Annotated in this window: 19 protein-coding genes; 8 read left to right on the top strand and 11 right to left on the bottom strand. The window is 72.4% G+C overall.

The window, feature by feature from the left end; translation table 11 throughout:
- The first annotated feature begins 33 nt into the window (after positions 1 to 33).
- Complete coding sequence (locus ACJX2R_RS08060; RefSeq protein WP_413105797.1) at positions 34 to 1,452, top strand: TerD family protein; 1,419 nt, start codon at positions 34 to 36, stop codon at positions 1,450 to 1,452.
- Positions 1,453 to 1,477: 25 nt separating this feature from the next.
- Here ACJX2R_RS08060 and ACJX2R_RS08055 read toward each other — a convergent pair whose 3' ends face one another.
- Complete coding sequence (locus tag ACJX2R_RS08055) at positions 1,478 to 2,803, bottom strand: glycosyltransferase (RefSeq protein ID WP_413099456.1); 1,326 nt, start codon at positions 2,801 to 2,803, stop codon at positions 1,478 to 1,480.
- Between the two features lie 68 nt (positions 2,804 to 2,871).
- Here ACJX2R_RS08055 and ACJX2R_RS08050 point away from each other — a divergent pair, with 68 nt between their 5' ends.
- Positions 2,872 to 3,666, top strand: coding sequence for a glutamate racemase (locus tag ACJX2R_RS08050; RefSeq protein ID WP_413099455.1), 795 nt, complete (start codon positions 2,872 to 2,874; stop codon positions 3,664 to 3,666).
- A 98-nt stretch (positions 3,667 to 3,764) separates the two neighbouring features.
- Positions 3,765 to 4,322 (top strand): hypothetical protein, encoded by a 558-nt coding sequence (locus ACJX2R_RS08045; RefSeq protein WP_262704627.1) that lies wholly within the window; start codon positions 3,765 to 3,767, stop codon positions 4,320 to 4,322.
- Positions 4,323 to 4,384: 62 nt separating this feature from the next.
- Here the strand turns inward: ACJX2R_RS08045 and ACJX2R_RS08040 are convergent, their stop codons facing one another.
- Entirely contained in the window at positions 4,385 to 5,413 is a 1,029-nt protein-coding gene (locus tag ACJX2R_RS08040; protein WP_413099454.1) for an O-antigen ligase family protein, read from the bottom strand.
- A 203-nt stretch (positions 5,414 to 5,616) separates the two neighbouring features.
- On the opposite strand from ACJX2R_RS08040, the gene ACJX2R_RS08035 reads away from it, so the two are divergent.
- The 3 genes from ACJX2R_RS08035 to ACJX2R_RS08025 all read left to right on the top strand — a co-directional run bounded on the left by ACJX2R_RS08035 (position 5,617) and on the right by ACJX2R_RS08025 (position 9,273).
- A complete protein-coding gene (locus ACJX2R_RS08035) occupies positions 5,617 to 6,096 on the top strand; it encodes an NUDIX hydrolase (RefSeq protein WP_413099453.1) in 480 nt (159 codons plus the stop codon).
- 55 nt (positions 6,097 to 6,151) lie between these two features.
- The gene (locus tag ACJX2R_RS08030; RefSeq protein ID WP_413099452.1) at positions 6,152 to 6,958 is read left to right on the top strand and encodes a 3-hydroxybutyrate dehydrogenase; all 807 of its coding nucleotides are present in this window, start codon (positions 6,152 to 6,154) and stop codon (positions 6,956 to 6,958) included.
- Positions 6,959 to 7,179: 221 nt separating this feature from the next.
- Positions 7,180 to 9,273 (top strand): helix-turn-helix domain-containing protein, encoded by a 2,094-nt coding sequence (locus tag ACJX2R_RS08025; protein ID WP_413099451.1) that lies wholly within the window; start codon positions 7,180 to 7,182, stop codon positions 9,271 to 9,273.
- Positions 9,274 to 9,328: 55 nt separating this feature from the next.
- On the opposite strand, the gene ACJX2R_RS08020 is transcribed toward ACJX2R_RS08025, so the two are convergent.
- Together ACJX2R_RS08020 and ACJX2R_RS08015 are read right to left on the bottom strand one after the other, a co-directional pair.
- Positions 9,329 to 10,762, bottom strand: coding sequence for an MFS transporter (locus ACJX2R_RS08020; protein WP_413099450.1), 1,434 nt, complete (start codon positions 10,760 to 10,762; stop codon positions 9,329 to 9,331).
- A 180-nt stretch (positions 10,763 to 10,942) separates the two neighbouring features.
- Positions 10,943 to 11,623: a TetR/AcrR family transcriptional regulator gene (locus tag ACJX2R_RS08015; RefSeq protein ID WP_262704632.1), complete on the bottom strand. Its 681-nt coding sequence runs from the start codon at positions 11,621 to 11,623 to the stop codon at positions 10,943 to 10,945.
- 123 nt (positions 11,624 to 11,746) lie between these two features.
- Between ACJX2R_RS08015 and ACJX2R_RS08010 the strand changes: the two genes are divergently transcribed.
- Complete coding sequence (locus tag ACJX2R_RS08010) at positions 11,747 to 12,946, top strand: cytochrome P450 family protein (protein ID WP_413099449.1); 1,200 nt, start codon at positions 11,747 to 11,749, stop codon at positions 12,944 to 12,946.
- Between the two features lie 212 nt (positions 12,947 to 13,158).
- Here the strand turns inward: ACJX2R_RS08010 and ACJX2R_RS08005 are convergent, their stop codons facing one another.
- From ACJX2R_RS08005 to dhaK, 7 genes are all read right to left on the bottom strand, one after another.
- A complete protein-coding gene (locus tag ACJX2R_RS08005; RefSeq protein WP_413099448.1) occupies positions 13,159 to 14,520 on the bottom strand; it encodes a cytochrome P450 in 1,362 nt (453 codons plus the stop codon).
- 82 nt (positions 14,521 to 14,602) lie between these two features.
- A complete protein-coding gene (locus ACJX2R_RS08000) occupies positions 14,603 to 15,964 on the bottom strand; it encodes a cytochrome P450 (protein ID WP_413099447.1) in 1,362 nt (453 codons plus the stop codon).
- Between the two features lie 14 nt (positions 15,965 to 15,978).
- Positions 15,979 to 16,902, bottom strand: coding sequence for a terpene synthase family protein (locus tag ACJX2R_RS07995; RefSeq protein ID WP_413099446.1), 924 nt, complete (start codon positions 16,900 to 16,902; stop codon positions 15,979 to 15,981).
- A complete protein-coding gene (locus ACJX2R_RS07990; protein ID WP_413099445.1) occupies positions 16,899 to 17,978 on the bottom strand; it encodes a polyprenyl synthetase family protein in 1,080 nt (359 codons plus the stop codon). Before ACJX2R_RS07990 ends, ACJX2R_RS07995 begins: the two co-directional genes overlap by 4 nt.
- Positions 17,979 to 18,646: 668 nt before the next feature.
- The gene (gene dhaM / locus ACJX2R_RS07985; protein ID WP_020873511.1) at positions 18,647 to 19,057 is read right to left on the bottom strand and encodes a dihydroxyacetone kinase phosphoryl donor subunit DhaM; all 411 of its coding nucleotides are present in this window, start codon (positions 19,055 to 19,057) and stop codon (positions 18,647 to 18,649) included.
- On the bottom strand, positions 19,054 to 19,689 hold the full coding sequence (gene dhaL, locus ACJX2R_RS07980) for a dihydroxyacetone kinase subunit DhaL (RefSeq protein ID WP_413099444.1): 636 nt from the start codon (positions 19,687 to 19,689) through the stop codon (positions 19,054 to 19,056). Before dhaL ends, dhaM begins: the two co-directional genes overlap by 4 nt.
- Before the next feature lie 59 nt (positions 19,690 to 19,748).
- Positions 19,749 to 20,741, bottom strand: a complete 993-nt coding sequence (gene dhaK, locus ACJX2R_RS07975) for a dihydroxyacetone kinase subunit DhaK (RefSeq protein ID WP_262704639.1) — start codon at positions 20,739 to 20,741, stop codon at positions 19,749 to 19,751.
- A gap of 141 nt (positions 20,742 to 20,882) precedes the next feature.
- Here dhaK and ACJX2R_RS07970 point away from each other — a divergent pair, with 141 nt between their 5' ends.
- Positions 20,883 to 22,991 carry a pyridoxamine 5'-phosphate oxidase family protein gene (locus ACJX2R_RS07970; RefSeq protein ID WP_413099443.1) on the top strand — a complete coding sequence of 703 codons (2,109 nt, stop codon included), beginning with the start codon at positions 20,883 to 20,885 and terminating at the stop codon, positions 22,989 to 22,991.
- Position 22,992: the final 1 nt, after the last annotated feature.

Below are 22,992 nucleotides of genomic sequence, written 5' to 3'. Positions count from 1 at the left end.
AGTGAACAGAAAGGCAGGGGGACGGAAATGGCGATGCGCAAGGGCGGTAACACGCCAGTACCGGCTGACGCGGTGCGGATCGAACTGGGCTGGCGCGCCGGACCGGGAGCGCCGGACGTGGACGCCTCGGCGCTGCTGCTGGTGTCCGGAAAGGTCAGGTCCGACGGGGACTTCGTGTTCTACAACCAGGCGGCGCACTCCTCCGGCGCGGTGCGCCACGAGGGGAAGCGGACCGCGGGTGACACCGTGACCGACACCCTTTCGGTGGACCTCGCCCGGGTCGAGCCCGCCGTCGACACCGTGGTCCTCGCGGCCTCGGCGGATGGCGGAACGTTCGGCCAGGTCCCCGGTCTGAACATCCGGGTGCTGAACGCGGCGGGCGGCGCGGAGATCGCCCGCTTCGACAGCGAGGACGCCACCGTCGAGACCGCCTTCGTCCTCGGCGAGCTGTACCGCAGGCAGGGCGCCTGGAAGTTCCGCGCGGTGGGCCAGGGGTACCAGAGCGGTCTCGCGGGGCTCGCCACGGACTTCGGCATCTCGGTCGACGAGCCGCAGCAGACGCCGGCTCAGCCCGCCGCCCCGGCCCCGGCCCCCGCCGCCCCGCCGAACGCCGGACAGAACCCGTACGCGGCGCAGAACCCGTACCCGGCCGCGCAGAACCCGTACGCCGCCCCGGCACCACCCGCCGCCCCCGCGCCGCCGTCCGGCCCGCCCGCCGGGGCGTACCCGCCTCCGACGCCCACGGCCGCCTCCACGCCCCTGCCACCGCCTCCGCCCACCGCCCCGGCGGCCCCGGCCCCGGCCGGGGCGCCGGTGAGCCTCAGCAAGGTCACCCTGACGAAGGAGGCGCCGTCGGTCTCGCTGACCAAACAGGGCGGCACCTCCGGCACCATGCGGATCAACCTCAACTGGCAGGTGCACAAGCAGTTCTCGGGGTGGGCCTCCAAGCTGGGCCGGGCCATGGCCATGCACAGCGACCTCGATCTCGACCTGGGGGCGCTGTTCGAACTCGCCGACGGCAGCAAGGGCGTGGTCCAGGCGCTCGGCAACTCCTTCGGCTCGCTGCACCAGCCGCCCTTCATCCACCTGGACGCCGACGACCGGACCGGTGCCCGGGCGGCCGGTGAGAACCTCACCATCAACCTCGACCAACAGAAGCTGTTCCGCCGGATCCTGATCTTCGTGACCATCTACGAGGGCGCCCGCAGCTTCGCCAACCTCCACGCCACGGTCACCCTGCAACCGCAGTTCGGCGCCCCGATCGACTTCTCGCTCGACGAGTGCACCGTCCCGTCCCCGGTCTGCGCGCTCGCGCTCATCACCAACACCGGCGGCGAGCTCGTCGTGCAGCGCGAGGCCCGCTATCTGGTGCCGCAGCGCGGCACCAGCCCGCAGCGCACCCTCGACCACGCCTACGGCTGGGGCATGAACTGGACCCCCGGCCGCAAGTGAAACCCCGGTGCACGGGGCGCGGCCGTCAGGGCGCGGCGCTGGGGCGGGCGTAGGTGCGCCCCTTCCAGGCCGCGCCCTGCCCCAGGTGGTGCCGCACCGCCGAGTCCACCGTCATCAACAGATAGAGAAGGGCCGTCAGGGGCAGCAGCGGCGCGAGCCACAGCGTCTGCCGGTAGTAGCGCAGCATCGGGATGTAGCTGCCCGCCATCAGCGCCCAGGCGGCGGCGCCCAGCGCCAGTGGCATGGGGCGCCCCGTCACTACCCCGGCGACCACGGCCGCGGGCGGCACGAGATACACCACCGCCAGCCCCGCGACCGTCACCAGCAACAGCAGCGGATTGTGGCGCAGCTGGGTGTACGCGCTGCGCGAGACCATCCGCCACAGCTCGCCCAGCCGCGGATACGGCCGCACACTGTCGACCCGGTCGGCCAGCCCCAGCCAGATCCGTCCGCCGGACCGTTTCACCGTGCGGGCCAGCGCCACGTCGTCGATGACCGCCTGCCGGATCGCCTCCGGGACCCCGGCCCGCTCGGCCGCCTCCCGGCGCAGCAGCACACAGCCGCCCGCGGCCGCGGCGGTGCGCCCCCGGGGCCGGTTGACCCACCGAAACGGGTAGAGCTGCGCGAAGAAGTAGACGAACGCGGGCACGATCAGCCGCTCCCAGTAGGTCACCACCCGCAGCCGCGCCATCTGGGAGACCAGATCCAGCCCGTTCGTCTCGGCCGCGCGCACCAACTCCCGCAGGGAGTCCGGCTCATGGGCGATATCCGCGTCCGTCAGCAGCAGGTAGTCCACGCCGCCGTCGTCGTCGTTACGGTCCGCGCCCCGGCCGTCCGCGTCCTTACGGTCCGCACCGTCCGCGCTCCCACGGTCCGCGTTCCCACGGTCCGCGTTCCCACGGTCCGCGGCGAACCGGGTCGTGGCGAGTGCCATGCCGTGCCGCACCGCCCACAGCTTGCCCGTCCAGCCGGGGCCGGGCTCGCCGGGGGAGTCGACGGTCAGCGGCAGTCCGCCGTGCTCGTCGGCCAGTTCACGGGCCAGCTTTCCGGTGCCGTCCGAGCTGCCGTCGTCGATCAGGAAGATCTCCGCCGGCCCCGGATAGTCCTGGGCGAGCAGCGAGGGCAGACTGGCCGGAAGCACCGCGGACTCGTCCCGGGCGGGCACCACGACGGCCACCGAGGGCCATGCCGCGGGCTCCGGCGGCCCGAACCCGTCCGGCTCCGGCGGCCCCGAGCCGTCCGGGCCGCCCCGGGGCAGCGTTACGTCCGTACGCCAGAAGAAGCCCTGGCCCAGCAGCAGCCACAGCCATGCGGCCAACGACCCGGCGGCGATCCACATCAGCGCGCTCACTCGCCGAAGTCTGCCCGAAGGCGTGCCCGGCCGCCGGGCGCACGGGACCGATCCATTAAAGTGACCGGGTGAAGATCGCGCTTATGGACTCCGGAATCGGGCTGTTGCCCACCGCCGCCGCGATGCGCCGACTGCGGCCGGACGCCGATCTCGTCCTCTCCTCCGACCCCGCCACCATGCCGTGGGGCCCGCGCACCCCCGAGGACGTCACCGGGCTGGCCCTGGGCTGCGCCCGGGCCGCCGCCGCGCACCGCCCCGACGCGCTGATCGTCGCCTGCAACACCGCCTCCGTCCACGCACTGCCCGCGCTGCGCGCCGAGCTGGAGCCAGGGTTGCCGATCATCGGCACCGTGCCCGCCATCAAGCCCGCGGCGGCCGGTGGAGGGCCGATCGCGATCTGGGCCACTCCGGCCACCACCGGCAGTCCGTACCAGCGCGGGCTGATCCGTGACTTCGCGGACGGCGTCGAGGTGACCGAGGTGCCGTGCCCGGGACTCGCGGACGCGGTGCAGCACGGCGACAACGAGGGGATCGACGCCGCGGTGGCCGCCGCGGCGTCCCGCACCCCGCGCGATGTCACGACCGTCGTCCTGGGCTGCACCCATTACGAACTCGTCGCCGACCGGATCCGGACCGCCGTACAGCGGCCGGACGCGCCGCCGATCGTCCTCCATGGCTCGGCCGGGGCCGTCGCCGCCCAGGCCCTGCGCCGGATCGGCGCCGACCCGTTCCCGCCGGACGGCCCGGTCACCCCGGGCGGTCTGAGCGTCATCCTCAGCGGACGCGAGGCCGCCCTGCCCGAGGTCGCCCTGACCTACGCCGAAGGCGTGTTGCTGGCACCCGCCGCCCCGACCCGCGCTTGACAGCGGTGCCTCGCGCGGTGAGCTGACCGAAACGCTCCTCACCAGCGGATTCACCCACCCCGCTGCCGTGGTGCCGGAAGGTGAGTACGCTGCCAACCATGAGGCACCACGACCACGGAGAGCCGAGCGCCCACGGGCAGCCGCCCGCGGTCTGGATCGGACGCGCCCACAACCGCGTGCAGTGGCTGCTGGCCGTGGCGGGCGCCGCGTGCCTGGCACTCGGTGTCGACCTCGCCGTCGACTCGCCCTGGGGCTCGGGCATCGCCCCGCTGCTCATGGCCGTCATCGGCTGTGTCGCCGCCGGGCTGCTGATGCTCTTCGGCACCCTCGCCTTCGTCCATGTGGCGGTACGGGTCGACGATGAGGTGCTGGAGATCCGCTGCGGCCATATGGGGCTCCCACGCCGCCGCATCCCGCTCAGCGACGTGGTCCACGCCGATGTGGCCCGTAAGGTCACCCCCTGCCAGTGGGGCGGCTGGGGCTACCGCTGGCGCCCCGAGAAGGGCACGGCGGTGGTCGTGCGCCGGGGCGAGGGCTTGGTGGTCCGCCTCGGGGACGGCCGGGTCTTCACGGTCACGGTGGACGACGCGGAGGCGGCGGTCCGGGTCATCCGCGACCGGCTGCGGCTGATCGCGGCCCGCACCTCCCAGGTCTAGGGCCCTTCCGACGGATCTCCGTTTCGGGGGACGCGTGCCCCTTCGCGGCCTCCGGGGCTCGCTCATGGCACGGCGCCCGGGCCGCCGTCGTCCAGGCGGCGGGCGGTCGCCAGTCCGGCGAGGAGGCCCGCCCCCGCGGTGACCTGGGAGAAGCTGAGGGCGTTGCCCAGACAGGACTCGACGGCCAGGGCCGTGAGGGTCACGGCCGCCGTAAGGACCACGGGAGTGGGGCGCGGGGAGCGCCACAGGGCATGGAGCATCCAGCCGAAGGCCGCGCCCAGCAGGGCCACCCCCGGCAGCCCCTGACCGGCCGCCTGCTGGAGCGGCGCCGAATGCGGTTTGGCCTCCGGGCCCAGCGCCTGGGCCGCCGCGGGGCTCAGCTCGCCGAAGCGGTCCGGGCCCACACCGCGCAGCGGATCCGTCTCCTCGATACGGGCGGCGTCCTGCCACAGCCGGATCCGGTGCTCGGTGAGATGGGCGCGCAGGGCGGGCGGCAGTCCGCCCGGGAGCGAGCCCTTGGCCACCGCCCAGGTGCCACCGACCGCGACCGTGGCGATCAGCGCGCACGCGGCGAGCGCCGGCAGCCGCCGCCGTGGCCGGGCGGCGATGAGCGAGCACACCAGGACGGCGCCGCTCGCCACCGAACCGACCGTCGAGCCGCCCAGCGCCGCCGTCAGCGTGATCGCCGCGGCCGGCAGCCACAGCGCCGGGCGGAGGACCCGCGGGGCGGCCCAGGCCGCGCAGCAGAGCGCGCCCGTGGCCAGGGTGAGCTGGGCCGCACCCGGCCCCTCATGGCCGGTGAGCCCGTATGGCGAGGTGCAGGCCAGACCGAACCCGGCCAGCCCGGCGGCCGCCGCCCCGGCGACCGGCAGCAGCGATCCGGCGATCCGGCCGCAGGCGTACCCGGCGGCCACCGCCAACACCGCCAGCAGGACCCCCTCGGGGCGGGCCGGCCGCCCCATGGCGGCGATCAGCGCCCACACGGCGCAACCGGCCAGGATCAGAACCCCCGCGACATCGGACGCACCGGCGCAGCCGTCGGCCGGTCTGCCGTGGTCCTGCACGACAGGCTCCACCACTGATGACGTCATCCCGCCGACCCCCCGTCGTGACGGGCACCGCGCCGACGTCCTTACGGCCGTCGCGCGAGCCATGACACCCGAAACCGTAGCGCTTGTCGTAAGGAATGTGTATATGGTGCGCAGAAACGATGAGTCGGTCGTGAAACGCCCACCGTGGAGGGCGCCGTACGGCCGCCGCGCGCGCCCCCATTTCGGCCCGATACCCTCGGCCCATGCCGACCCCCGACTTCATCCGTGACCTCAGGGCCTCCATCGGTCATGAACTGCTCTATCTGCCGGGCGTGAGCGCCGTGGTCTTCGACGACCAGGATCGGGTGCTGCTGGGCCGCCGGGCCGACAACGGCCGCTGGACCATCATCTGCGGCATCCCCGAACCCGGTGAGCAGCCGGCCACGGCGGTGGTCCGCGAGGTCGAGGAGGAGACCGCGGTGCGCTGCGTTCCCGAACGCATCGTGCTCGTACGGACCCTGGCGCCGGTGACCTACCCCAACGACGACAAGTGCCAGTTCGTGGACCTCTGCTTCCGCTGCCGCGCGGTCGGCGGTGAGGCGCGGGTGAACGACGACGAGTCGCTGGACGTCGGCTGGTTCCCGCTCGACGCGCTGCCCGAGATGGAGGACTTCTCCCTTTCCCGGATCAAGCAGGCGCTCGAGGACGGCCCGACATGGTTCGAGCCCATCGTCGGGGAGTGAAGTATGTGCCACCCCCACATCGGTCCGGGCCCGACGGCTGCCTAATGTGCCCCTCATGAGCGCGTCCACCACACCAGGCCCGGACTCACGGCCGTCCGGCGGCCCCGACCTCTCCGGCCGTACCGCACTCGTCACGGGCGCCGCCGGGGGCATCGGCCGGGCCTGCACGCTGCGGCTGGCCACCGCCGGGGCGCGGGTGCGGGCCGCCGACCTGGACGCCGAGGGCCTCATCGGCCTCGTCGCCGCGGCCACCGGACTGCCCGGCACGGTCGAGGCCCACCCCATGGACCTCACCGACCTCGACGCCGCCGAGCGGGCCGGCGCGGGCACCGACATCCTGGTCAACAACGCCGGGCTCCAACTCGTCCGGCCCATCGAGGACTTTCCGCCCGAGGTCTTCTCCCGGGTGCTCACCGTGATGCTCGAGGCGCCCTTCCGGCTGATGCGCGGCGCGCTGCCGCACATGTACGCCCAGGGCTGGGGCCGGATCGTGAACATCTCCTCGGTGCACGGGTTGCGCGCCTCCCCGTACAAGTCGGCCTATGTGGCCGCCAAACACGGTCTGGAAGGACTCTCCAAGGTCGCCGCCCTGGAGGGTGCGGAGCACGGGGTGACCTCCAACTGCGTCAACCCTGGCTATGTGCGCACCCCACTCGTCGAACGGCAGATCGCCGACCAGGCCGAGGCCCACGGAATCGCGCCGGAGCGGGTGGTCTCCGAGGTCATGCTGGCCGACGCGGCGGTCAAGCGGCTGGTCGAGCCCGAGGAGGTCGCCGAGGCCGTCGCGTACCTCTGCGGTCCGCACACGTCCTTCATCACCGGGGCCTCGCTCAGCATGGACGGCGGATGGACCGCCCACTGAGCGGCCCGGCGGATCGGCCACCGGCCCTCGATGGCCGATTGGCTCAGCCGCTGGACCACGAAGCCGGATTGGCCGAGCCACCGGCGGACGGTGGCCGATTGGCTCAGCCACTTCCGGACGGTGGCCAATTGGCTCAGCCACCGGACCATCCGTTGCCCGGCCGCCCCGTCGGCAAGGCACCGGGCCGCCTTACGGCTGGCGCCGCCGCGCCCGGCGGGAGTATGCCTGTGCCCATGCCCGACGACCGGCCGGAGAACCCCTACCTGGAACTGCTCGTACGCGGCGCGCCCGCCGAGGCGTACGAGCGCCCGGTGCTGCGCGCCCGCGCCGACAAGGCCCCGGCCGACCGGCTGGCGGCCCTGGAGGCCGCCAAGCTGCTCGCCCTGCGGGTGCGCGGTGAGCTGGAGGGGCGACGGCGCCGCGAGGCCGAGCTGTCCGCGCTCTTCGAGACCGCCCACGACCTGGCGGGGCTGCGCGACCTGGACGCGGTGCTCCAGGCCATCGTGCAGCGCGCCCGCTCCCTGCTGGGCACCGAGGTGGCCTATCTGACGCTCAACGACCCGACGGTCGGTGACACCTATATGAGGGTCACCGACGGTTCGGTCTCGGCCCGCTTCCAGCAGCTGCGGCTCGGCATGGGGGAGGGGCTGGGCGGTCTGGTGGCCCAGACAGCCCGCCCCTACGTGACCGAGAGCTACTTCCACGATCCGCGGTTCCAGCACACCCACGCCATCGACGCGGGAGTCAGGGACGAGGGGCTCGTCGCCATCCTCGGGGTGCCGCTGCTGCTCGGCAGCGGTGTCATCGGCGTGCTGTTCGCGGCCGACCGCCGGGCCCGGGTGTTCGAACGCGAGCAGATCGCGCTGGTCGGCTCGTTCGCCGCCCACGCGGCCGTGGCCATCGACACCGCCCATCTGCTCGCCGAGACCCGTACGGCGCTCGCCGAGCTGGAGGCCGCCAACGAGATCATCCGGGACCGCAGCAGGGTCATCGAGCGTGCCTCAGACGTCCACGACCGGCTCACCGAGCTGGTGCTCCGCGGTGGCGGGGTGCACGACGTGGCCGACGCGGTGGCGGAGGTGCTCAGCGGCTCGGTGGAGTTCCTCGAGGCCGACGAGGCGCCCGCGGCGGCCGTCGATCGGTCCCGGGCAGACGGCCACGCGGTGCGCGACGGCGAGGAGGACTGGGTCGCCGCGGTCTCGGCGGGCGGCGAACTGCTGGGCGCGCTCGTGCTGCGCGGCCACCCCCGGCTCGACCCCGTGGACCAGCGCACCCTGGAGCGGGCCGCGATGGTCACCTCGCTGCTCCAGCTCGCCCGCCGTTCGGCGGGCGAGGCCGAACAGCGGGTACGCGGCGAGCTCCTGGACGACCTCCTCGACGCCCCCGACCGCGAGCCCCGGCTGCTGCGCGAGCGCGCCGCGCGGCTCCAGGCGGACCTGGACACGCCCCATGTGGTGCTCGCGGCGGGCATCGAGGCCCCGGGCACGGGCACACCCACCACCGGGTCCGGCAACGCACACGGCACCTCGCACGGAGGCCGGTCCGGAAACGCACAGGGCAACCCGCACGGCACCCCGCACTGCGCCACACACGGGAGCGGGCCCGGAACCACGTCCGGCACATCCGGCACATCCAGCACGTCCGGCGGCGCGCCCGCCGAGGACGCCGCGGGCCGTCGGCGGCTGTGGTCCGCCGCGTCCCATCTGGCGGCCACCCGGCACGCTCTGGCTGCCGCCCGCGACGGCGGCACCGTCCTGCTGCTGCCGCTCGCCGACGGCGACACCGCCGACGCCCTCGCCCGACGCACCGCCCGGCAACTGGGCACCGCCGTGCACGCCGCGGTCACCGTGGGCGCCTCCGCGCCCGTTCCCGCGCCCGCCGCACGGCCCGGGGACGTCGCCGCGGGCTATGCCGAGGCGCGGCGCTGTCTGGCCGCCCTGCGGGTGCTCGGCCGGGCCGGACAGGGCGCCGCCGCCGAGGACTTCGGCTTCCTCGGTCTGCTGCTGGTCGGGACCCGCGAGGGCGCCCCGGACGGCACCGGCGTCCAGGACTTCGTGCACCGCACCGTGGGCGCGGTCATCGCCTACGACGAGCGGCGCGGCACCGAACTCATCCGCACGCTCGACGCGTACTTCGCCGGCGGGATGAGCCCGGCCCGTACGAAGGACGCCCTCCACGTGCACGTCAACACGGTGGCGCAGCGGCTGGAGCGGGTCGGGCGGCTGCTCGGCCCCGACTGGCAGTCGCCCGCCCGCTCCTTGGAGATCCAGCTGGCCCTACGGCTGCACCGCCTGACCTCGGCCGTGGGCTACTGAACCGCTGCCCGTTGGTTACCGGCCCCGGCCGTTGGCCACCAGCCCCGGCCGTGGGCTACCGGGGCGAGGCCGAACGGGCCGTGTGCTTCGCCTTCTCCGTCCCCGTCGCCGACCCCGGGGAGGGAGCCGAGGTCGGTTCGACGGCGGCCAGATCGCGGTCCCGGGTCTCCTTGGCGACGCCCACGGCCACCAGGGTGAGCAGGGCCGCCGCGATCACGTAGAGGGCGATCGGCGTGGCGCTGTCGTAGTCGGCCAGCAGCGCGGTGGCGATGAGCGGTGCGGGCGCACCGGCCGCGACGGACGCGAACTGCGCGCCGATCGACGCCCCCGAGTACCGCATCCGGGTCGCGAACATCTCGGAGAAGAAGGCCGCCTGGGGCGCGTACATCGCCCCGTGGAAGACCAGCCCGACCGTCACGGCGAGTACCAGGGCCGGGAAGCCCTTGGTGTCGATGAGGAGGAAGAACGGGAAGGCCCACGCGCCCACGCCCACCGCGCCCAGGAGATACACCGGGCGGCGCCCGACCCGGTCCGACAGCGCGCCCCACGCCGGGATGACCGCGAAGTGGACGGCCGAGGCGATCAGTACGGCGTTGAGCGCGGTCTGCTTGCCGAGGCCCACATGGTCGGAGGTCGCGTAGACGAGGACGAAGGCGGTGATGACGTAGTAGCTGATGTTCTCGGCCATCCGCGCGCCCATGGCGATCAGCACATCCCGCCAGTGGTCGCGCAGGACCGCGACCAGCGGCATCTTCTCGGCGGCGCCCTCGTCCCCGCCCGTGGCCGCCTTACGGGCCTCGGCCCGGGCCAGCGCCGCCTTGAACACTGGCGATTCATCGACAGAGAGACGAATCCACAAGCCGACCAGCACCAGCACCCCCGAGAGCAGGAACGGCACCCGCCAGCCCCATGACTCGAAGGCGTCGTCGGAGAGCGTGGCCGTCAGCGCGGAGAGCACCCCGGTGGCCAGCAGCTGCCCCGCGGGGGCGCCGGTCTGCGGCCAGGACGCCCAGAACCCGCGCCGCCGCGCGTCCCCGTGCTCCGACACCAGCAGCACCGCCCCGCCCCATTCGCCGCCCAGCGCGAACCCCTGGAGCAGACGCAGCGCGGTGAGCAGTACGGGCGCCGCCGAGCCGACCGTGGCGTGGGTGGGCAGCAGCCCGATGGCGCAGGTCGCGCCGCCCATCATCAGCAGACTGAGGATCAGCAGCTTCTTACGGCCGAGCCGGTCGCCGTAGTGGCCGAACACCAGGGCGCCGACCGGCCGGGCGGCGAAGCCGACCGCGTAGGTCAGGAAGGACAGCAGCGTCCCGACGAGCGGGTCGGAGTCCGGGAAGAAGAGCTTGTTGAAGACGAGCGCGGCGGCCGAGCCGTAGAGGAAGAAGTCGTACCACTCGATGGTGGTGCCGATCAGGCTCGCGGCGACGATACGGCGCAGTGAGCCGGGTGGGGTCGGGGGAGCGGAGGCCGGAGAATCCGGGGTGGGCATGGGTCACCACTTCCGAGCGAGATGCGGGGACGGCTTTGTGTTGCCACACCGTAGAAATGCGCAGTTCGGCTCGGATATGTAGGCGGGCGACACACTTCCCCCGGCCACTGTGGTGATACGGCCCGCCCAGGACGCCCAGCCCGGGATGCCCAGTCCAGGACGTCCCGCCCCGGACGCCCCCTAGTCGGCGCGTCCCGTGCGCGGCCGCCGTACCTTGCCGAGCTGGAGCATGGCGGCGTTGAGCTGCTCCGGGGTGAGCGAGGGGGCCGGGAGCGGATGGGACCCCTCGGGGCGCAGCCCGTCGAGCAGCAGGGCCAGATAGCGGCGCCAGGCCAGCGGCGCGGCCACGGTCGAGCCGGGGACCGCGCGACCGAGCGCGGCCAGCATGAACTGAAGGTCCTCCGCGGTGGCGTCCGGCCTGACCTTGCCCTGCTCCTGGGCGCGGCCCAGAAGGTCGTCGAGCGTCTTGTGGTTCTCCTTACGGAGCGCGTCGAGCGAGGGGACGCCCTGGATGCCGGTGGTCATCAGGTCGTTGGTGCCCCGGTCGGCGGCGAGTAGCCCGAAGATGCGCTCCAGGTAGGCTGTGAGCCCGGCCCAGGCGTCGGTCGCGGAGCGCGCCTCCTCGGCGGCCCGCAGAATGTCCCGGAGGGAATCGCCGAATACCGCCTCGATGAGTTCCGCCCGGCCGGCGAACCGCCGGTAGAGGGTGGCGCTGCCGACTCCGGCCCGACGGGCGATGTCGTCGAGCGGGGCGTCCACACCCTGATCCGTGTAGATCTCCCGGGCGGCAGCTATCAGCATCTCGCGGTTGCGCCGTGCGTCTCGGCGCAACGGTGTCTCTTTCTCCACACGGCTGCCCATGGCCCGCAACCCTAACACTAACCGGGGGAATCTCTCCGGTTAGGTGTTAAGATCATCGCCAGGGCGGGGAACGATCCCCGGTTCTGGCTTCGGGGGAAGCCGCCAACCGACTGAGGGGATCGCATGCCCCAGGATCTGTCCGCGCTCGGCGCGGATTTCGTCGTCAACCCGTATCCGGTCTACGCACGGCTGCGGGAGCGGGGCCCGGTCCACCGGGTGCGCACCGACGCCTCCGGTGAGTTCTGGCTCGTCGTCGGCCATGAGGAGGCCCGCGCCGCGCTGACCGACCCCCGGCTGAGCAATGACGTCCGTCACTCGGCCGCGTGGCAGGACGACGGGGGCAACGCCATCGGGCGGAACATGGTGCAGACCGACCCCCCGCACCACACCCGGCTGCGGGGGCTGGTGGCCCGCGCCTTCACCCCGGCCCGGATCGAGGCCCTGCGGCCCCGCGTGCGGCAGATCGCGGACGAACTGCTGGACGCGATGGCCCCGCTGGGCCGGGCCGATCTCGTCGAGGACTACGCGCTGCCGCTGCCCCTGGCCGTCATCTGCGAGCTGCTGGGCGTGCCGGAGACGGATCGCAAGGCGTTCCACGACTGGTATCTGGAGAGCACCGACCTGACCCGCCCGGAGGCCGCCGGTGCCGCCGCGCAGGCACTGACGGGCTACTTCGCGGAGCTCATCGAGACCAAGCGCCGCGGCCCCGGCGACGATCTGCTCAGCGCACTGGTCCGCGCCATGGACATGGACGGGGACGGCGACGCGCTCTCCGACGAGGAGATGCTCGGCATGACGTTCGTGCTGCTGGTCGCGGGCTACGAGACCTCCGCCAACCTGATCTCCAGCGGCACCCTCGCCCTGCTCCGCCACCCCGAGCAGCTGGCCGCGCTGCGCGCCGACTGGTCGCTGCTGGACGGCGCGATCGAGGAGATGCTGCGCTACGACGGCCCGGTGGAGAGCGCCGCGTTCCGCTTCACCAGGGAGCCGGTGGAGATCGCGGGCACGACCATTCCGTCCGGGGAGCCGGTGGGGGTCGTCCTGGCCGCCGGGTCGCGCGACCCCCGGCGCTTCGCCGAGCCGGACCGCTTCGACATCCGGCGCGCACCGCGCGGCCATCTCGCCTTCGGACATGGCGTCCACCACTGCCTGGGCGCCCCGCTGGCCCGGCTCGAAGCGGCCATCGCCTTCCGGGCCCTGCTGGAGCGCTGCCCCGATCTGGCCCTGGACGCCGATCCGGCCGAGCTCGCCTGGCGGCCCAGTCTGATGCTGCGCGGGCTGCGGCGACTGCCGGTACGTTTCACCCCGGCCCCGGACGCCTGAGCCCCCGGCCTGGATGCCTGAGCCCCCGCCCCGGACGCCCGAGCCCGCGCCCCGGACGCCCGAGCCCGCGCTCCGGACGCCCGAGCCCCCGGCCGGGAACACCTGACGAACCGCCCCGGCCAGGAGCACTCGACGAACCGCCCCGGCCGGGCACACTCGACGGACCGCGGTGGCCACCCACCGCGGTCCGCGGGGTCCGTGGGACACGGCGTTCAACGTGGTTCCGGAATCATCCGCAGCGGACCGGCCGTGAGGCTCATCTGCGGCCTCGGCCGGATCTTCGTCCCCGGAATCGGGCGCATCCGCCAGCGGCCCGCGATGGCGGCCAGGGCGAGCGTCGCCTCCGTCATGCCGAAGACGTCGCCGATGCACTTGCGGCTGCCGCCGCCGAACGGCAGATACGACCCGCGCGTCACCTCCTTGGCCCGCTCGGGGAGCCAGCGGTCGGGGTCGAAGGACTCCGGGCGGGGGAAGAGGGCCGGATCGCGGTGCAGCACATACGGGCTGATCAGCACGTCCGACCCGGGGGGCAGCCGCCGCCCGCCGAGCTCGGTGGTCTCGGTGGTGGTCCGGGTGAACAGCCACGCGGGCGGGAACAGCCGCAGCGCCTCGCTGAACACCCGCTGGGTGTACGCGAGCCGGGGGACGTCGGCGTAGCGCGGGGCGCGCCCGCCCAACACCTCGTCGACCTCGGCGTGCAGCGCGGCCTCGGTCCGGGGATTGCGGCCGAGCAGGAACCAGGCCCAGGTCAGCGCGGAGGCGGTGGTCTCGATCCCGGCCAGCAGCAGGGTCATGACCTGGTCGTGGATCTCCTGGTCCGACATCGTGCCGCCGGTTTCGTCGTCCTGTGCCGCGAAGAGCGCGGACAGCACATCGCCGCGGTCGCCGTCGTCCGAGGCCTTGTAGTCGTCGATCATGCGGTCGATGAGCTGGTTGAGCCGGGCGAGCGCGTCGTCGAAGCGCCGGTTCGCCGCGAGCGGGAGCCTGGCCAGCAGCCCGGTGGGGTCGATCGCCTGCCGGTAGGCGCCCTCCACGACGATGGGCAGACAGTGCTGGATCTCGGCCACGGCATGCGGCGCCATATCGGTCGAGAAGAGCGCACGGGCCGTCACCCGTGCGGTGAGCGCGAGCATCTCGTGGCTGACGTCGATGGGCCGGCGCGCCGTCCACGCCGTGGACTCGGCCTCGCACTCCTGCTCCATCACCTCGGCGTACTTGGCGATCCGGGCGGCGTGGAACGCGGGCTGCACCAGTCGGCGCTGCCGCCGGTGGTCCGCCCAGTCGGAGGTGATCAGACCGTTCCCCAGGATGGGCTTGGCCTTCTCCTTGACCGGCCCGCCGGTGTCGTAGACCCGCGCGTTCACCAGCACCTGCTGGACCAGCTCCGGGTGACAGGGCAGATAGACGGGCCGGGGCCCCAGCCGGAGCTCGACCAGATCGCCGTGGGCGGGCAGGGAGCCCAGGAACTGAAGCGGTTTGCGGCCCATGAGCAGGGCGTGGCCGGCCAGTGGAAGCCCGCCGGGGGCGACGGCGTGCCGCCAGTGGCGCGTCGCCGGTTGCTGCGCGGTCCTCATGCGGAAGATGTCCTTCACTCGCGAGGTGGGGTACGGAAGGTACGGGGCGTCCGGTCCGGGGCGGACCCCGGGCCGGACGTCGTCAGCGCGGCTCGCACACCATGGGCAGCGGGCCGGGTTCGAGCGTCGCCTTCGGCTCGGGGCGCAATGTCGTCCCGGGCACCGGGCGCAGACGCCACCGGCTCGCGATCGTGGCCACGATGAGGGCCGTCTCGGTCAGCGCCAGGACGTCCCCGATGCACTTGTGGCTGCCCGCGCCGAACGGGAGCAGCGCTCCGCGCTCCACCTCCTTGGCGCGGTCGCCGAGCCAGCGCTCGGGGTCGAACCGCTCGGGGTCGGGGAACAGTTCGGGGTTGTGGTGCAGCGCCTGGGCGCTGTAGAGGATCATCGTGCCGGCCGGGACGGTCCGGCCGCCGAGTTCGGTCTCGGCCGCCGTGACCCGCATCGCCATCCAGGACGGCGGATACAGCCGCAGCGACTCGGTGATGACCCCGCGGGTGTACTCCAGGGACGGCAGGTCGTCGAAGGTGGGACCGCGGCCCTCCAGGACCTCGTCGATCTCGGCGTGCACCCGCTTCTCCACCTCCGGGTGGGCGCCCAGGAGATGGAAGACGAAGGCGAGGGTCGAGGCGGTGGTCTCGCTCCCGGCCACCAGAAAGGTGACCACCTGGTCGAGGACCTCGCCGTCGTCAAGTCCCTTGCCGGTCTCGGGGTGTTCGGCGCGCAGCAGCGTGGAGAGCAGATCGCCGTGGTCGGCGCCGGAGCGCTGGCGCTCGCGGATCATCTCGTCCACGATCTGCCGCAGCCGGGCATTGGCCCGGTCATAGCGCCGGTTGCCCGGGGTGGGGAGCTTCTCCATGATCCCCAAAGGCGCCATCGTGCGCTTGTATATGCCGTCCGAGACGATGCGCAGACAGTGGCGCGCCTCGTCGATCGTCGCCTCGTCGATCCCGGTGGAGAACAGCGTCCGCGCGGCCACCCGCATCAGCAGGGCGTGCATGGTGTCGCTGATGTCCAGGGTGCGCCCCGGCTCCCAGGAGCCGATCGCGGCGCGGGTGTCATCGGCGACCGCGGCGGTGTAGGCGGCGATCTTCGGGGTGTGGAACGCGGGCTGGATCATCCGCCGCTGGTAGCGGTGGTCCTCGCCCCGGGAGACCGAGAGGCTGTTCCCGAGAAGCTGCCGCGCCTTGTCGAAGACCCCGCCCTTGTCGAACACCCGGGGGTTGAGCAGCACCTGACGGACCAGCTCGGGATGGCAGGCCAGATAGGCACGGCTGGGCCCCAGCCTGACCTCCACCAGATCGCCGTGGGCGGGCAGGGAGGCCAGGAACTGGAGCGGACGGCGCCAGAGCGCCAGGGTGTGCCCCAGCAGCGGCACCGAGCCGGGCGCCGTGCCGGTGGTCCAGGAGCGCTCCGGCTGTGCGGAGTTCTTCGCGGGAGTCACGGGTCCCCGTTCCCTCACTGGATGCGAGAGTTGACGTCGTTGACGGCCGTCTTGTAGCGCTTGTTGCTGGTGGTCCAGACGAAGTTGCCGTAGATCAGATCGAGGAAGACGTCCTGCGTCAGCTGGTCGAACGCCTTGATGCACTCGATGTCCTCGATCATGTCATCGAGGCGGGCCTGGAAGAACTCCTTGAACGCCGTCTCATCGCTCACATCGCAGAGCCGGAAACAGTTGGTGATCTGGCCCAGGGAGACCTCGCGGTCATAGGAGTAGAAGTCGTTGACGATGGTGAGTCCGCGGGTGGTCATGCGCGCGGCCAGGCTCGTCTTGGCGTGTTCGGTGAACTCCGGATGCCGGTAGATCGGATACGACATCTTCATCCAGAAGTCGACGCCGATGTCGGTCACCCGGAAACGGAAATACTGTTCCGGGGACGTGGTGCACAGCGCCGCCTTGATGGGCGAGTCGCGGAACATATGGTCGCTGGTGACGAAGGCGCGTGCCGCCTCGTACGCGACCTCCGCGTCCTCGGGGCCGTAGTACTTCTCGCAGATCTTGCGCAGCTGGGGCAGGAAGAGACCGAAGTCGTGGAGTGCGGGATCCATGTCGTCCCACACGAACGTCACGCAGTTCAGGACGCAGACGGCCTTGAACGCCTCCATGTCCTTGATATGACGGGGGCTCTGGGACCACAGCACCACCCCCACATAGGAGATCCAGCGCTCATCGGAAACCGATTTGCCGAGCGGGGCCACCGCCGCGTTGCAGTCGTCGATGACCTCGCGCAGTTCGGCGTCGGTCAATTCGACCTTGGTGGGCCGGGTGACGACATGGCGGTCGAACATCTCCTGGAAGCGGCGGGTGCACTCCTCCAGGTACGGGCGGACGCTGTTCCGGCTGATGTCCTGGGCCCCGGCCGTGGAAAGTCCTATCGTCATGAGTTCCTCACAGTGGCCATGCGGGCGATCTGCTTCAGCGCGTTGACCGCGTCCGCGGTGAATGGGGCGTCGTCGAGGGCCCGCAGGGCCTGCGTCCGGCGGTCGTCGATCATCTGTTCGACGGCCTCCCGGGCGGTGGTGGCGGCGAAGATCTCCTGAATGGTCGCGGCGTCCCGCTCGTCAAGCCGCGGATTGCCAATGAGGCTGCGCAGCCGCGCCGCCTGGACGCTGTCGGAGCCGCGCAGGGCGAGCGCGATCAGGGTGGTGTTCTTCCCGGCCCGCAGATCGTCCAGCTGGGACTTGCCGGTCGACTCCGGATCGCCGTACACGCCCAGCAGATCGTCGCGGAGCTGGAACGCCTCGCCGAGCGGCAGGGCGTAGGCGGTGAACGCCTCCATGGCCTCCGGGCCGGCGCCCGCGACGGCGGCTCCGACGTGCAGCGGACGCTCGATGGTGTACTTGGCGGTCTTGTACCGGTTGACGGTGAGGGTGGCCTCGACGTCGTCCGTCAGCTCCCCGGTGGCCTGTAGATCGAGGTACTGGCCCAGCATCACCTCGGTGCGCATCTCCGACAGCAGTGGCAGTACGGCGTCGAACTGGACGGGTGTCAGACCGGCCGAGTGCAGGAGCTCATCCGACCAGGTGAGCGCGAGGTCGCCGAGCAGCACCGCGCCGCTGACCCCGAACCGCTCGATCTGGTCCGGTCTGCGGTCGGTGGCGCACAGCGCGGCCAGGGTGCGATGGATGGTCGGCCTGCCGCGACGGGTGTCGCTGTCGTCCATGACGTCGTCGTGGATCAGCGCGAAGGCGTGGAACATCTCCAGGCAGGCGGCCACCCGGAACACCGTTTCGGTGTCCTCGCCGCCGCCGACGGCCTGCCAGCCGGTGACACACAACAGCGGCCGTATGCGCTTTCCGCCGGACAGGAAATCCTTCAGCAGCCCGGAGAGATACGGCAGATGGTGTTGCGGAGTGGTGCTGGCCTTGGCCGTCAGGAAATCTTCGAGTACGACGTCCACCGACTCACGGACGGTATCCGCATCCAAGCGGCCGGGGCTGAGCGTGGGTGTGGTCATGCGACTGACTCCTCCACGTCGAAATGTCGAAATCCGTTGATTAAGGAGAAGAAAACAGGCACGCGGAAACCCTTGCTTTCTATGGAGAAAAGTGGATTGCCGTCCGTGCTCTGTGCGGCACCATGAAGGCAGGTGTCGGTCAGGACCGCCACCCCATGGTCGATATGTCGAACGCCCGTGACGGGTGCGGAGATCAGACGCTCAGGGAATCGTGCGGTCGGCGCGGGCGGGTCATTTCCGCGCGTGGAATCCGGGCCGGACCGCAAAGAGGCCGCGGCCGGTGCGACATCCGCGTGGGCATCATCGGTTCGATGGATGCCAGGTGTACGCGGGCAAACTCAATTACGCCCATTTAATCCCCCTGAGTGCCGCCGGTCCCCCCACTCGGACATCAGCAGTCTAGACGCAAGATCGACGGATTCGGAAGCCCGTTCTGGTATCGCGCCTATCACTTGACGGCTGAAGGGGGCGGGGCGCTGTCGCCGCGCCCGGGGCGGTCCGAAACCGGGCAACTCGCCCCGTACGCGCCGAGTATCAGAGGAATAAGCGGCGGTGCAAATATGCACGCGGAGTGTTCGTTGAAAGGTGAACATCGAGCGGAACGGGGGCCGGACGGAACGGGGCCCCGCCGCCACCGGCGGGGCCCCGTCCAATGGCGCGCGGAGGTGTCAGACCTTGCGGTAGTCGTACGCCTCCGAGGCCGCCTGGAGCACCGCCTCCACATCCGCCCCGGTGGAGGCCGTGACGAGCGCCGCCACCGCGCCCTCCACGAGCGGTGCGTCCACCAGCCGGGTGCCGTCGGGCAGTTCGTCGCCCTCGGCCAGCAGCGCCTTGACGGACAGGACCGCGCTGCCCAGGTCCACCAGGACCGCCACTCCGGCGCCCCGGTCGACCGCCTGGGCCGCCTCCGCTATCAGCTCCGGACTGGTGCCGAACCCGCCGTCCGCGGTGCCGCCCGCGGCGCGGACCGGTGCCGTGCCGCCGCCGGACAGCGCCTTCGCCAGTTCGGCGACGGAGTCGGCCACCGCCGCGCTGTGCGACACCAGCACTATGCCGACCTTCCCGCTCTCGTCGGTCATCGGGCCGCCTCCGCCAGCGCGCTGATGATCAGCGCCGACGAGGTGGCGCCGGGGTCCTGATGGCCGACGCTGCGCTCACCCAGATAGCTGGCCCTGCCCTTGCGGGCCAGCATCGGCACGGTGGCCAGCGCCCCCTTCTCGGCGGCCTCGCCCGCGGCCGCGAACGACCCGGTGCCCCCGCCCAGCGCCTCGACGGCGGGGAGCAGGGCGTCCAGCATCGTCTTGTCGCCGGGCGCGGCCCCGCCGAGCTGGGCCACCGCGTCCACCCCGGCCCGCAGCGCGTCCGCCAGCTGCTGCGGGGTGATCTGCTCGGCGTCGCCGAGCGCCTTGCCGGCGCGCCGCAGCAGCGTCCCGTACAGCGGTCCGGAGGCCCCGCCGACCTTGGAGATCAGCTGGCGCCCGGCCAGGATGAGGGCGGCCCCGGGCGAGCCCGGGGGCTCCTTCTCCAGCGCCTCGGAGACGGCGGCGAAGCCGCGCTGCATATTGGTGCCGTGGTCGGCGTCGCCGATCGCGGAGTCCAGGTCGGTGAGACGGGCCGCCTCACGGCTCACGGACGTGGCCGCGGCGGTGAGCCATCGGAGGAAGAAAGGGGTGTCGAGCACGTCGTCGACGGCGGGTTCACTGCTGGACACAGACGCCTCCTCGGGGTGTAGCCAACGGCGACAGCGTACGTATCGGGGGCCGGCCGGCCTCAGGCGCCCCAGCGCAGCCCGGCGGTCCGCACGGGCGCGTCCCACAGCCGCAGGAGGTCCTCGTCGACCTGGCACAGCGTGATCGAAGCGCCCGCCATGTCGAGTGATGTGACGTAGTTGCCGACGAGCGTACGCGCCACCGCCACCCGGCGCTCGCCGAGCGCCCGGTGCACCTCGGCGGCGAAGCCGTACAGCTCCAGCTGCGGGGTCGCCCCCATGCCGTTGACGAGCAGCAGCACCGGGCTGTCCGGGCGCAGATCCTCGACCACCACCTCCACCGCGTAGTCGGCGATCTCGCGGGAGGTCATCATCGCCCGCCGCTCACGCCCCGGCTCGCCGTGGATGCCCACGCCCAACTCCAGTTCCCCGGCGGGCAGATCGAAGGTGGGACCGCCCTTGGCCGGGGTGGAGCAGGCACTGAGCGCGACGCCGAAGCTCCGCGAGAGCTCGTTCACCCGCCGGGCGATCGATTCCACCCGCTCCAGCGGCGCGCCCTCGTCGGCCGCCGCGCCCGCGATCTTCTCCACGAACAGGGTGGCGCCGGTGCCGCGCCGGCCCGCCGTGTAGAGGCTGTCGGTGACCGCCGCGTCATCGTTGACCAGCACCTTGGCGATCTGGATGCCCTCGTCCTCGGCGAGCTCGGCGGCCATGTCGAAGTTGAGTACGTCGCCCGTGTAGTTCTTGACGATGAACAGCACGCCCTTGCCGCTATCCACCGCGGCCGCGGCGCGCACCATCTGGTCCGGCACCGGGGAGGTGAACACCTCGCCGGGGCAGGCGGCGTCGAGCATGCCGGGGCCCACGAAACCGCCGTGCAGCGGTTCGTGCCCCGAGCCGCCGCCGGAGACCAGCCCCACCTTGTCCTCGATCGGCGCGTCCCGCCGGACGATCACCCGGTTGTCGACGTCGACGATCAGCTCGGGGTGGCAGGCGGCCAGTCCGCGCAGGGCGTCGGCGACCACGGTCTCGGGGACGTTGATGAGCATTTTCATGGGTGTGTCCGTCCTCCGCCGGATGGGGGTGTGCACCGCTGCAACAGCGTACGGATCCGCCGCGTCCCTGGCACCCCTTGGACACTGAGCCGAACGGCCTAATAGGACGAAAAAGGTACATAGCCATCATATGGTGCGCGCATGGAGAATACTGCCGCACCGGCGGCCGCCGTCCTGCCGCCGCGCCCCCAGCCCCGCCCGCCGCAGCGGTACCGCCGTCCGGCCCCCTGGCTCGGCCTGGTCGCCATCGGATACGCCGTGGTCCAGCTCGCCATGGTGATCCCGCACACCGGCCACGCGCTGGGCTGGGACGAGTCCGTGTATGTCTCCCAGGTCGATCCGCGCACCCCGCCCGCGTACTTCAGCGCACCCCGCTCGCGCGGCGTCAGTCTCCTGGTCGCGCCCCTCGTATCCGCCACCGACTCCATTCCGGCGCTGCGGATCCTGCTGATGCTGCTGTCCGCGGGCGCGCTCTACGGCGCCTTCCGGGTCTGGACCCGGCTGCTGCCCACGCCCCAGGTGGCCCTGGCCGCGCTGCTGTTCTCCGGGCTGTGGATCACCCAGATCAGCGGGCCCGCCGTTATGCCCAACCTCTGGGTGGCGATCGGCGCCGTCGCCGCCGTCGGCTGGTTCCTCCGGGTGCCGGACGAACCGAACGCCCGCTGGTGGCTGGCCGCCGTCCTCGCGGGCGTCACCCTGGTGCGCACCCCCGACGGGGGCTGGCTCACCCTGCCGCTGCTGATCGGCGCGATCGGGGTGCGCACCTGGCGCCCCGCCCTGCTTCCGCTGATCGGCGGACCGCTGCTCGGCGCCGCCCAGTGGATCGGCGAGGCGTACGACCGCTTCGGCGGCATCGGGGAACGGCTGAACGTCTCCAGCGACGTCGAGGGCGGCATGGGCCTGCACTTCAGCGTCGGCGCCGCGCTGCGCAGCCTCAACGGGCCCCAGCTGTGCCGCCCCTGCGAGGTGCCGCTGCGCCACCCGGAGCTGACCGTGTGGTGGCTGGCGCTGCCCGTGCTGACCCTCCTCGCCGTGCACACCGCCCTGCGCGACCGCCAGGAGTCGCGCCGGGTGCGGGTGGGGCTCGGCCGCCCGGCCGCCCGGCCCCCGGCCGTACCGCTGACCGTGCTGCCCATCGCCTGCGCGGCCACCCTCGCCCTGCCCTATCTGCTGCTCATCGGCTACTCCGCACCGCGCTTCCTGATGCCCTCGTACGCGCTGCTGGCGCTGCCGATCGCCGGGCTGGTGTTCCGCGCCGTACGGACCGCGCGCTCCCCGCAGCACCTGGCGGTCGCCCTCGGGGTGATCATCACGCTCCATCTGGCGAGCCAGTTCGTCATCCTCAACCACACCGCCAAGCAGTCCGACGCCACCACCGGCCGCTATCGCACCGCCGCGAAGGGGCTCCAGCGCCTCGGTCTGCGCCCGCCCTGCCTGGTGACCGGCGACCGCGCCCTGCCCGTCGCGTACCACGCGGGCTGCTCCTCCGCCCAGACCAGCGGGAACAACCGGTCCACCACCCTGCCCTCGCTGCTGCGCCGCGCCGCCCGGGAACCGACCGCGCTGCTGCTCCGGCGCGGCCGGGTCAGGCCCCCGGCCTACGCCCGCACCTGGGTCGGCTATCCGCTGCCGGGCACCGAGTGGAACGCGTATCTGCCACCGGACCAGGCGCGCGAGTGGGAAGCCCGGAAATCCCGACAGGAGACGTCCGGAAACGGTCCGAGCATGGGTGCCATGACGATGACCTACCCGACCACCAGCTGGGCCGGATTCGCGGCGGCCGAGCCCGCCTTCGCCGACTACGCCCAGGACCGCTTCCGGCGCTACCGCCACCATGTGCTGGCCACCCTGCGCCAGGACGGCTCCCCGCGGGTGACCCCGCTCGAAGTGAACTTCCTCTCCGGTGAGTTGTGGCTCGGCATGATGCCGGAGTCGCGCAAGGCACTGGACCTGCGCCGCGATCCCCGGTTCTCGGTGCAGGCCAACCCCGGCCCGGGCGACGATCTGACCGAGGGCGACATCCGGGTGAGCGGCCGGGCGGTCGAGGTGACCGACCCCGGGACGATCGCCCGCTTCGCGGAGGAGATCCGGCCGCCCGAGCCCTTCCACCTCTTCCGCGCCGAGGTGACCGAGGTGGTGCACACCACCCAGGAGAACGGGCGGCTGGTGCTGCGCACCTGGCGCCCGGGCCAGCCGGTACGGGCCGTACGGCCGGGCGGCGACGACACCCCGTCCCGGGTGGAGGGCTGAG

Source organism: Streptomyces sp. Inha503 (assembly GCF_047215865.1).
GTDB lineage: Bacteria > Actinomycetota > Actinomycetes > Streptomycetales > Streptomycetaceae > Streptomyces > Streptomyces lycopersici.
Note: the sequence above shows the minus strand (reverse complement) of the source record. Positions and strands in the feature narration are given on the sequence as shown.

What these genes read in the sequence shown, in the direction of transcription:
- ACJX2R_RS08060 (WP_413105797.1), top strand. Translation starts at nt 34, where the DNA reads ATGCGCAAGGGCGGTAACACGCCAGTACCGGCTGACGCGGTGCGGATC.
- ACJX2R_RS08045 (WP_262704627.1), top strand. Translation starts at nt 3,765, where the DNA reads ATGAGGCACCACGACCACGGAGAGCCGAGCGCCCACGGGCAGCCGCCC.
- ACJX2R_RS08040 (WP_413099454.1), bottom strand. Translation starts at nt 5,413, where the DNA reads ATGACGTCATCAGTGGTGGAGCCTGTCGTGCAGGACCACGGCAGACCG.
- ACJX2R_RS08035 (WP_413099453.1), top strand. Translation starts at nt 5,617, where the DNA reads ATGCCGACCCCCGACTTCATCCGTGACCTCAGGGCCTCCATCGGTCAT.
- ACJX2R_RS08030 (WP_413099452.1), top strand. Translation starts at nt 6,152, where the DNA reads ATGAGCGCGTCCACCACACCAGGCCCGGACTCACGGCCGTCCGGCGGC.
- ACJX2R_RS08025 (WP_413099451.1), top strand. Translation starts at nt 7,180, where the DNA reads ATGCCTGTGCCCATGCCCGACGACCGGCCGGAGAACCCCTACCTGGAA.
- ACJX2R_RS08020 (WP_413099450.1), bottom strand. Translation starts at nt 10,762, where the DNA reads ATGCCCACCCCGGATTCTCCGGCCTCCGCTCCCCCGACCCCACCCGGC.
- ACJX2R_RS08015 (WP_262704632.1), bottom strand. Translation starts at nt 11,623, where the DNA reads ATGGGCAGCCGTGTGGAGAAAGAGACACCGTTGCGCCGAGACGCACGG.
- ACJX2R_RS08010 (WP_413099449.1), top strand. Translation starts at nt 11,747, where the DNA reads ATGCCCCAGGATCTGTCCGCGCTCGGCGCGGATTTCGTCGTCAACCCG.
- ACJX2R_RS08005 (WP_413099448.1), bottom strand. Translation starts at nt 14,520, where the DNA reads ATGAGGACCGCGCAGCAACCGGCGACGCGCCACTGGCGGCACGCCGTC.
- ACJX2R_RS07995 (WP_413099446.1), bottom strand. Translation starts at nt 16,902, where the DNA reads ATGACGATAGGACTTTCCACGGCCGGGGCCCAGGACATCAGCCGGAAC.
- ACJX2R_RS07990 (WP_413099445.1), bottom strand. Translation starts at nt 17,978, where the DNA reads ATGACCACACCCACGCTCAGCCCCGGCCGCTTGGATGCGGATACCGTC.
- dhaM (WP_020873511.1), bottom strand. Translation starts at nt 19,057, where the DNA reads ATGACCGACGAGAGCGGGAAGGTCGGCATAGTGCTGGTGTCGCACAGC.
- dhaK (WP_262704639.1), bottom strand. Translation starts at nt 20,741, where the DNA reads ATGAAAATGCTCATCAACGTCCCCGAGACCGTGGTCGCCGACGCCCTG.
- ACJX2R_RS07970 (WP_413099443.1), top strand. Translation starts at nt 20,883, where the DNA reads ATGGAGAATACTGCCGCACCGGCGGCCGCCGTCCTGCCGCCGCGCCCC.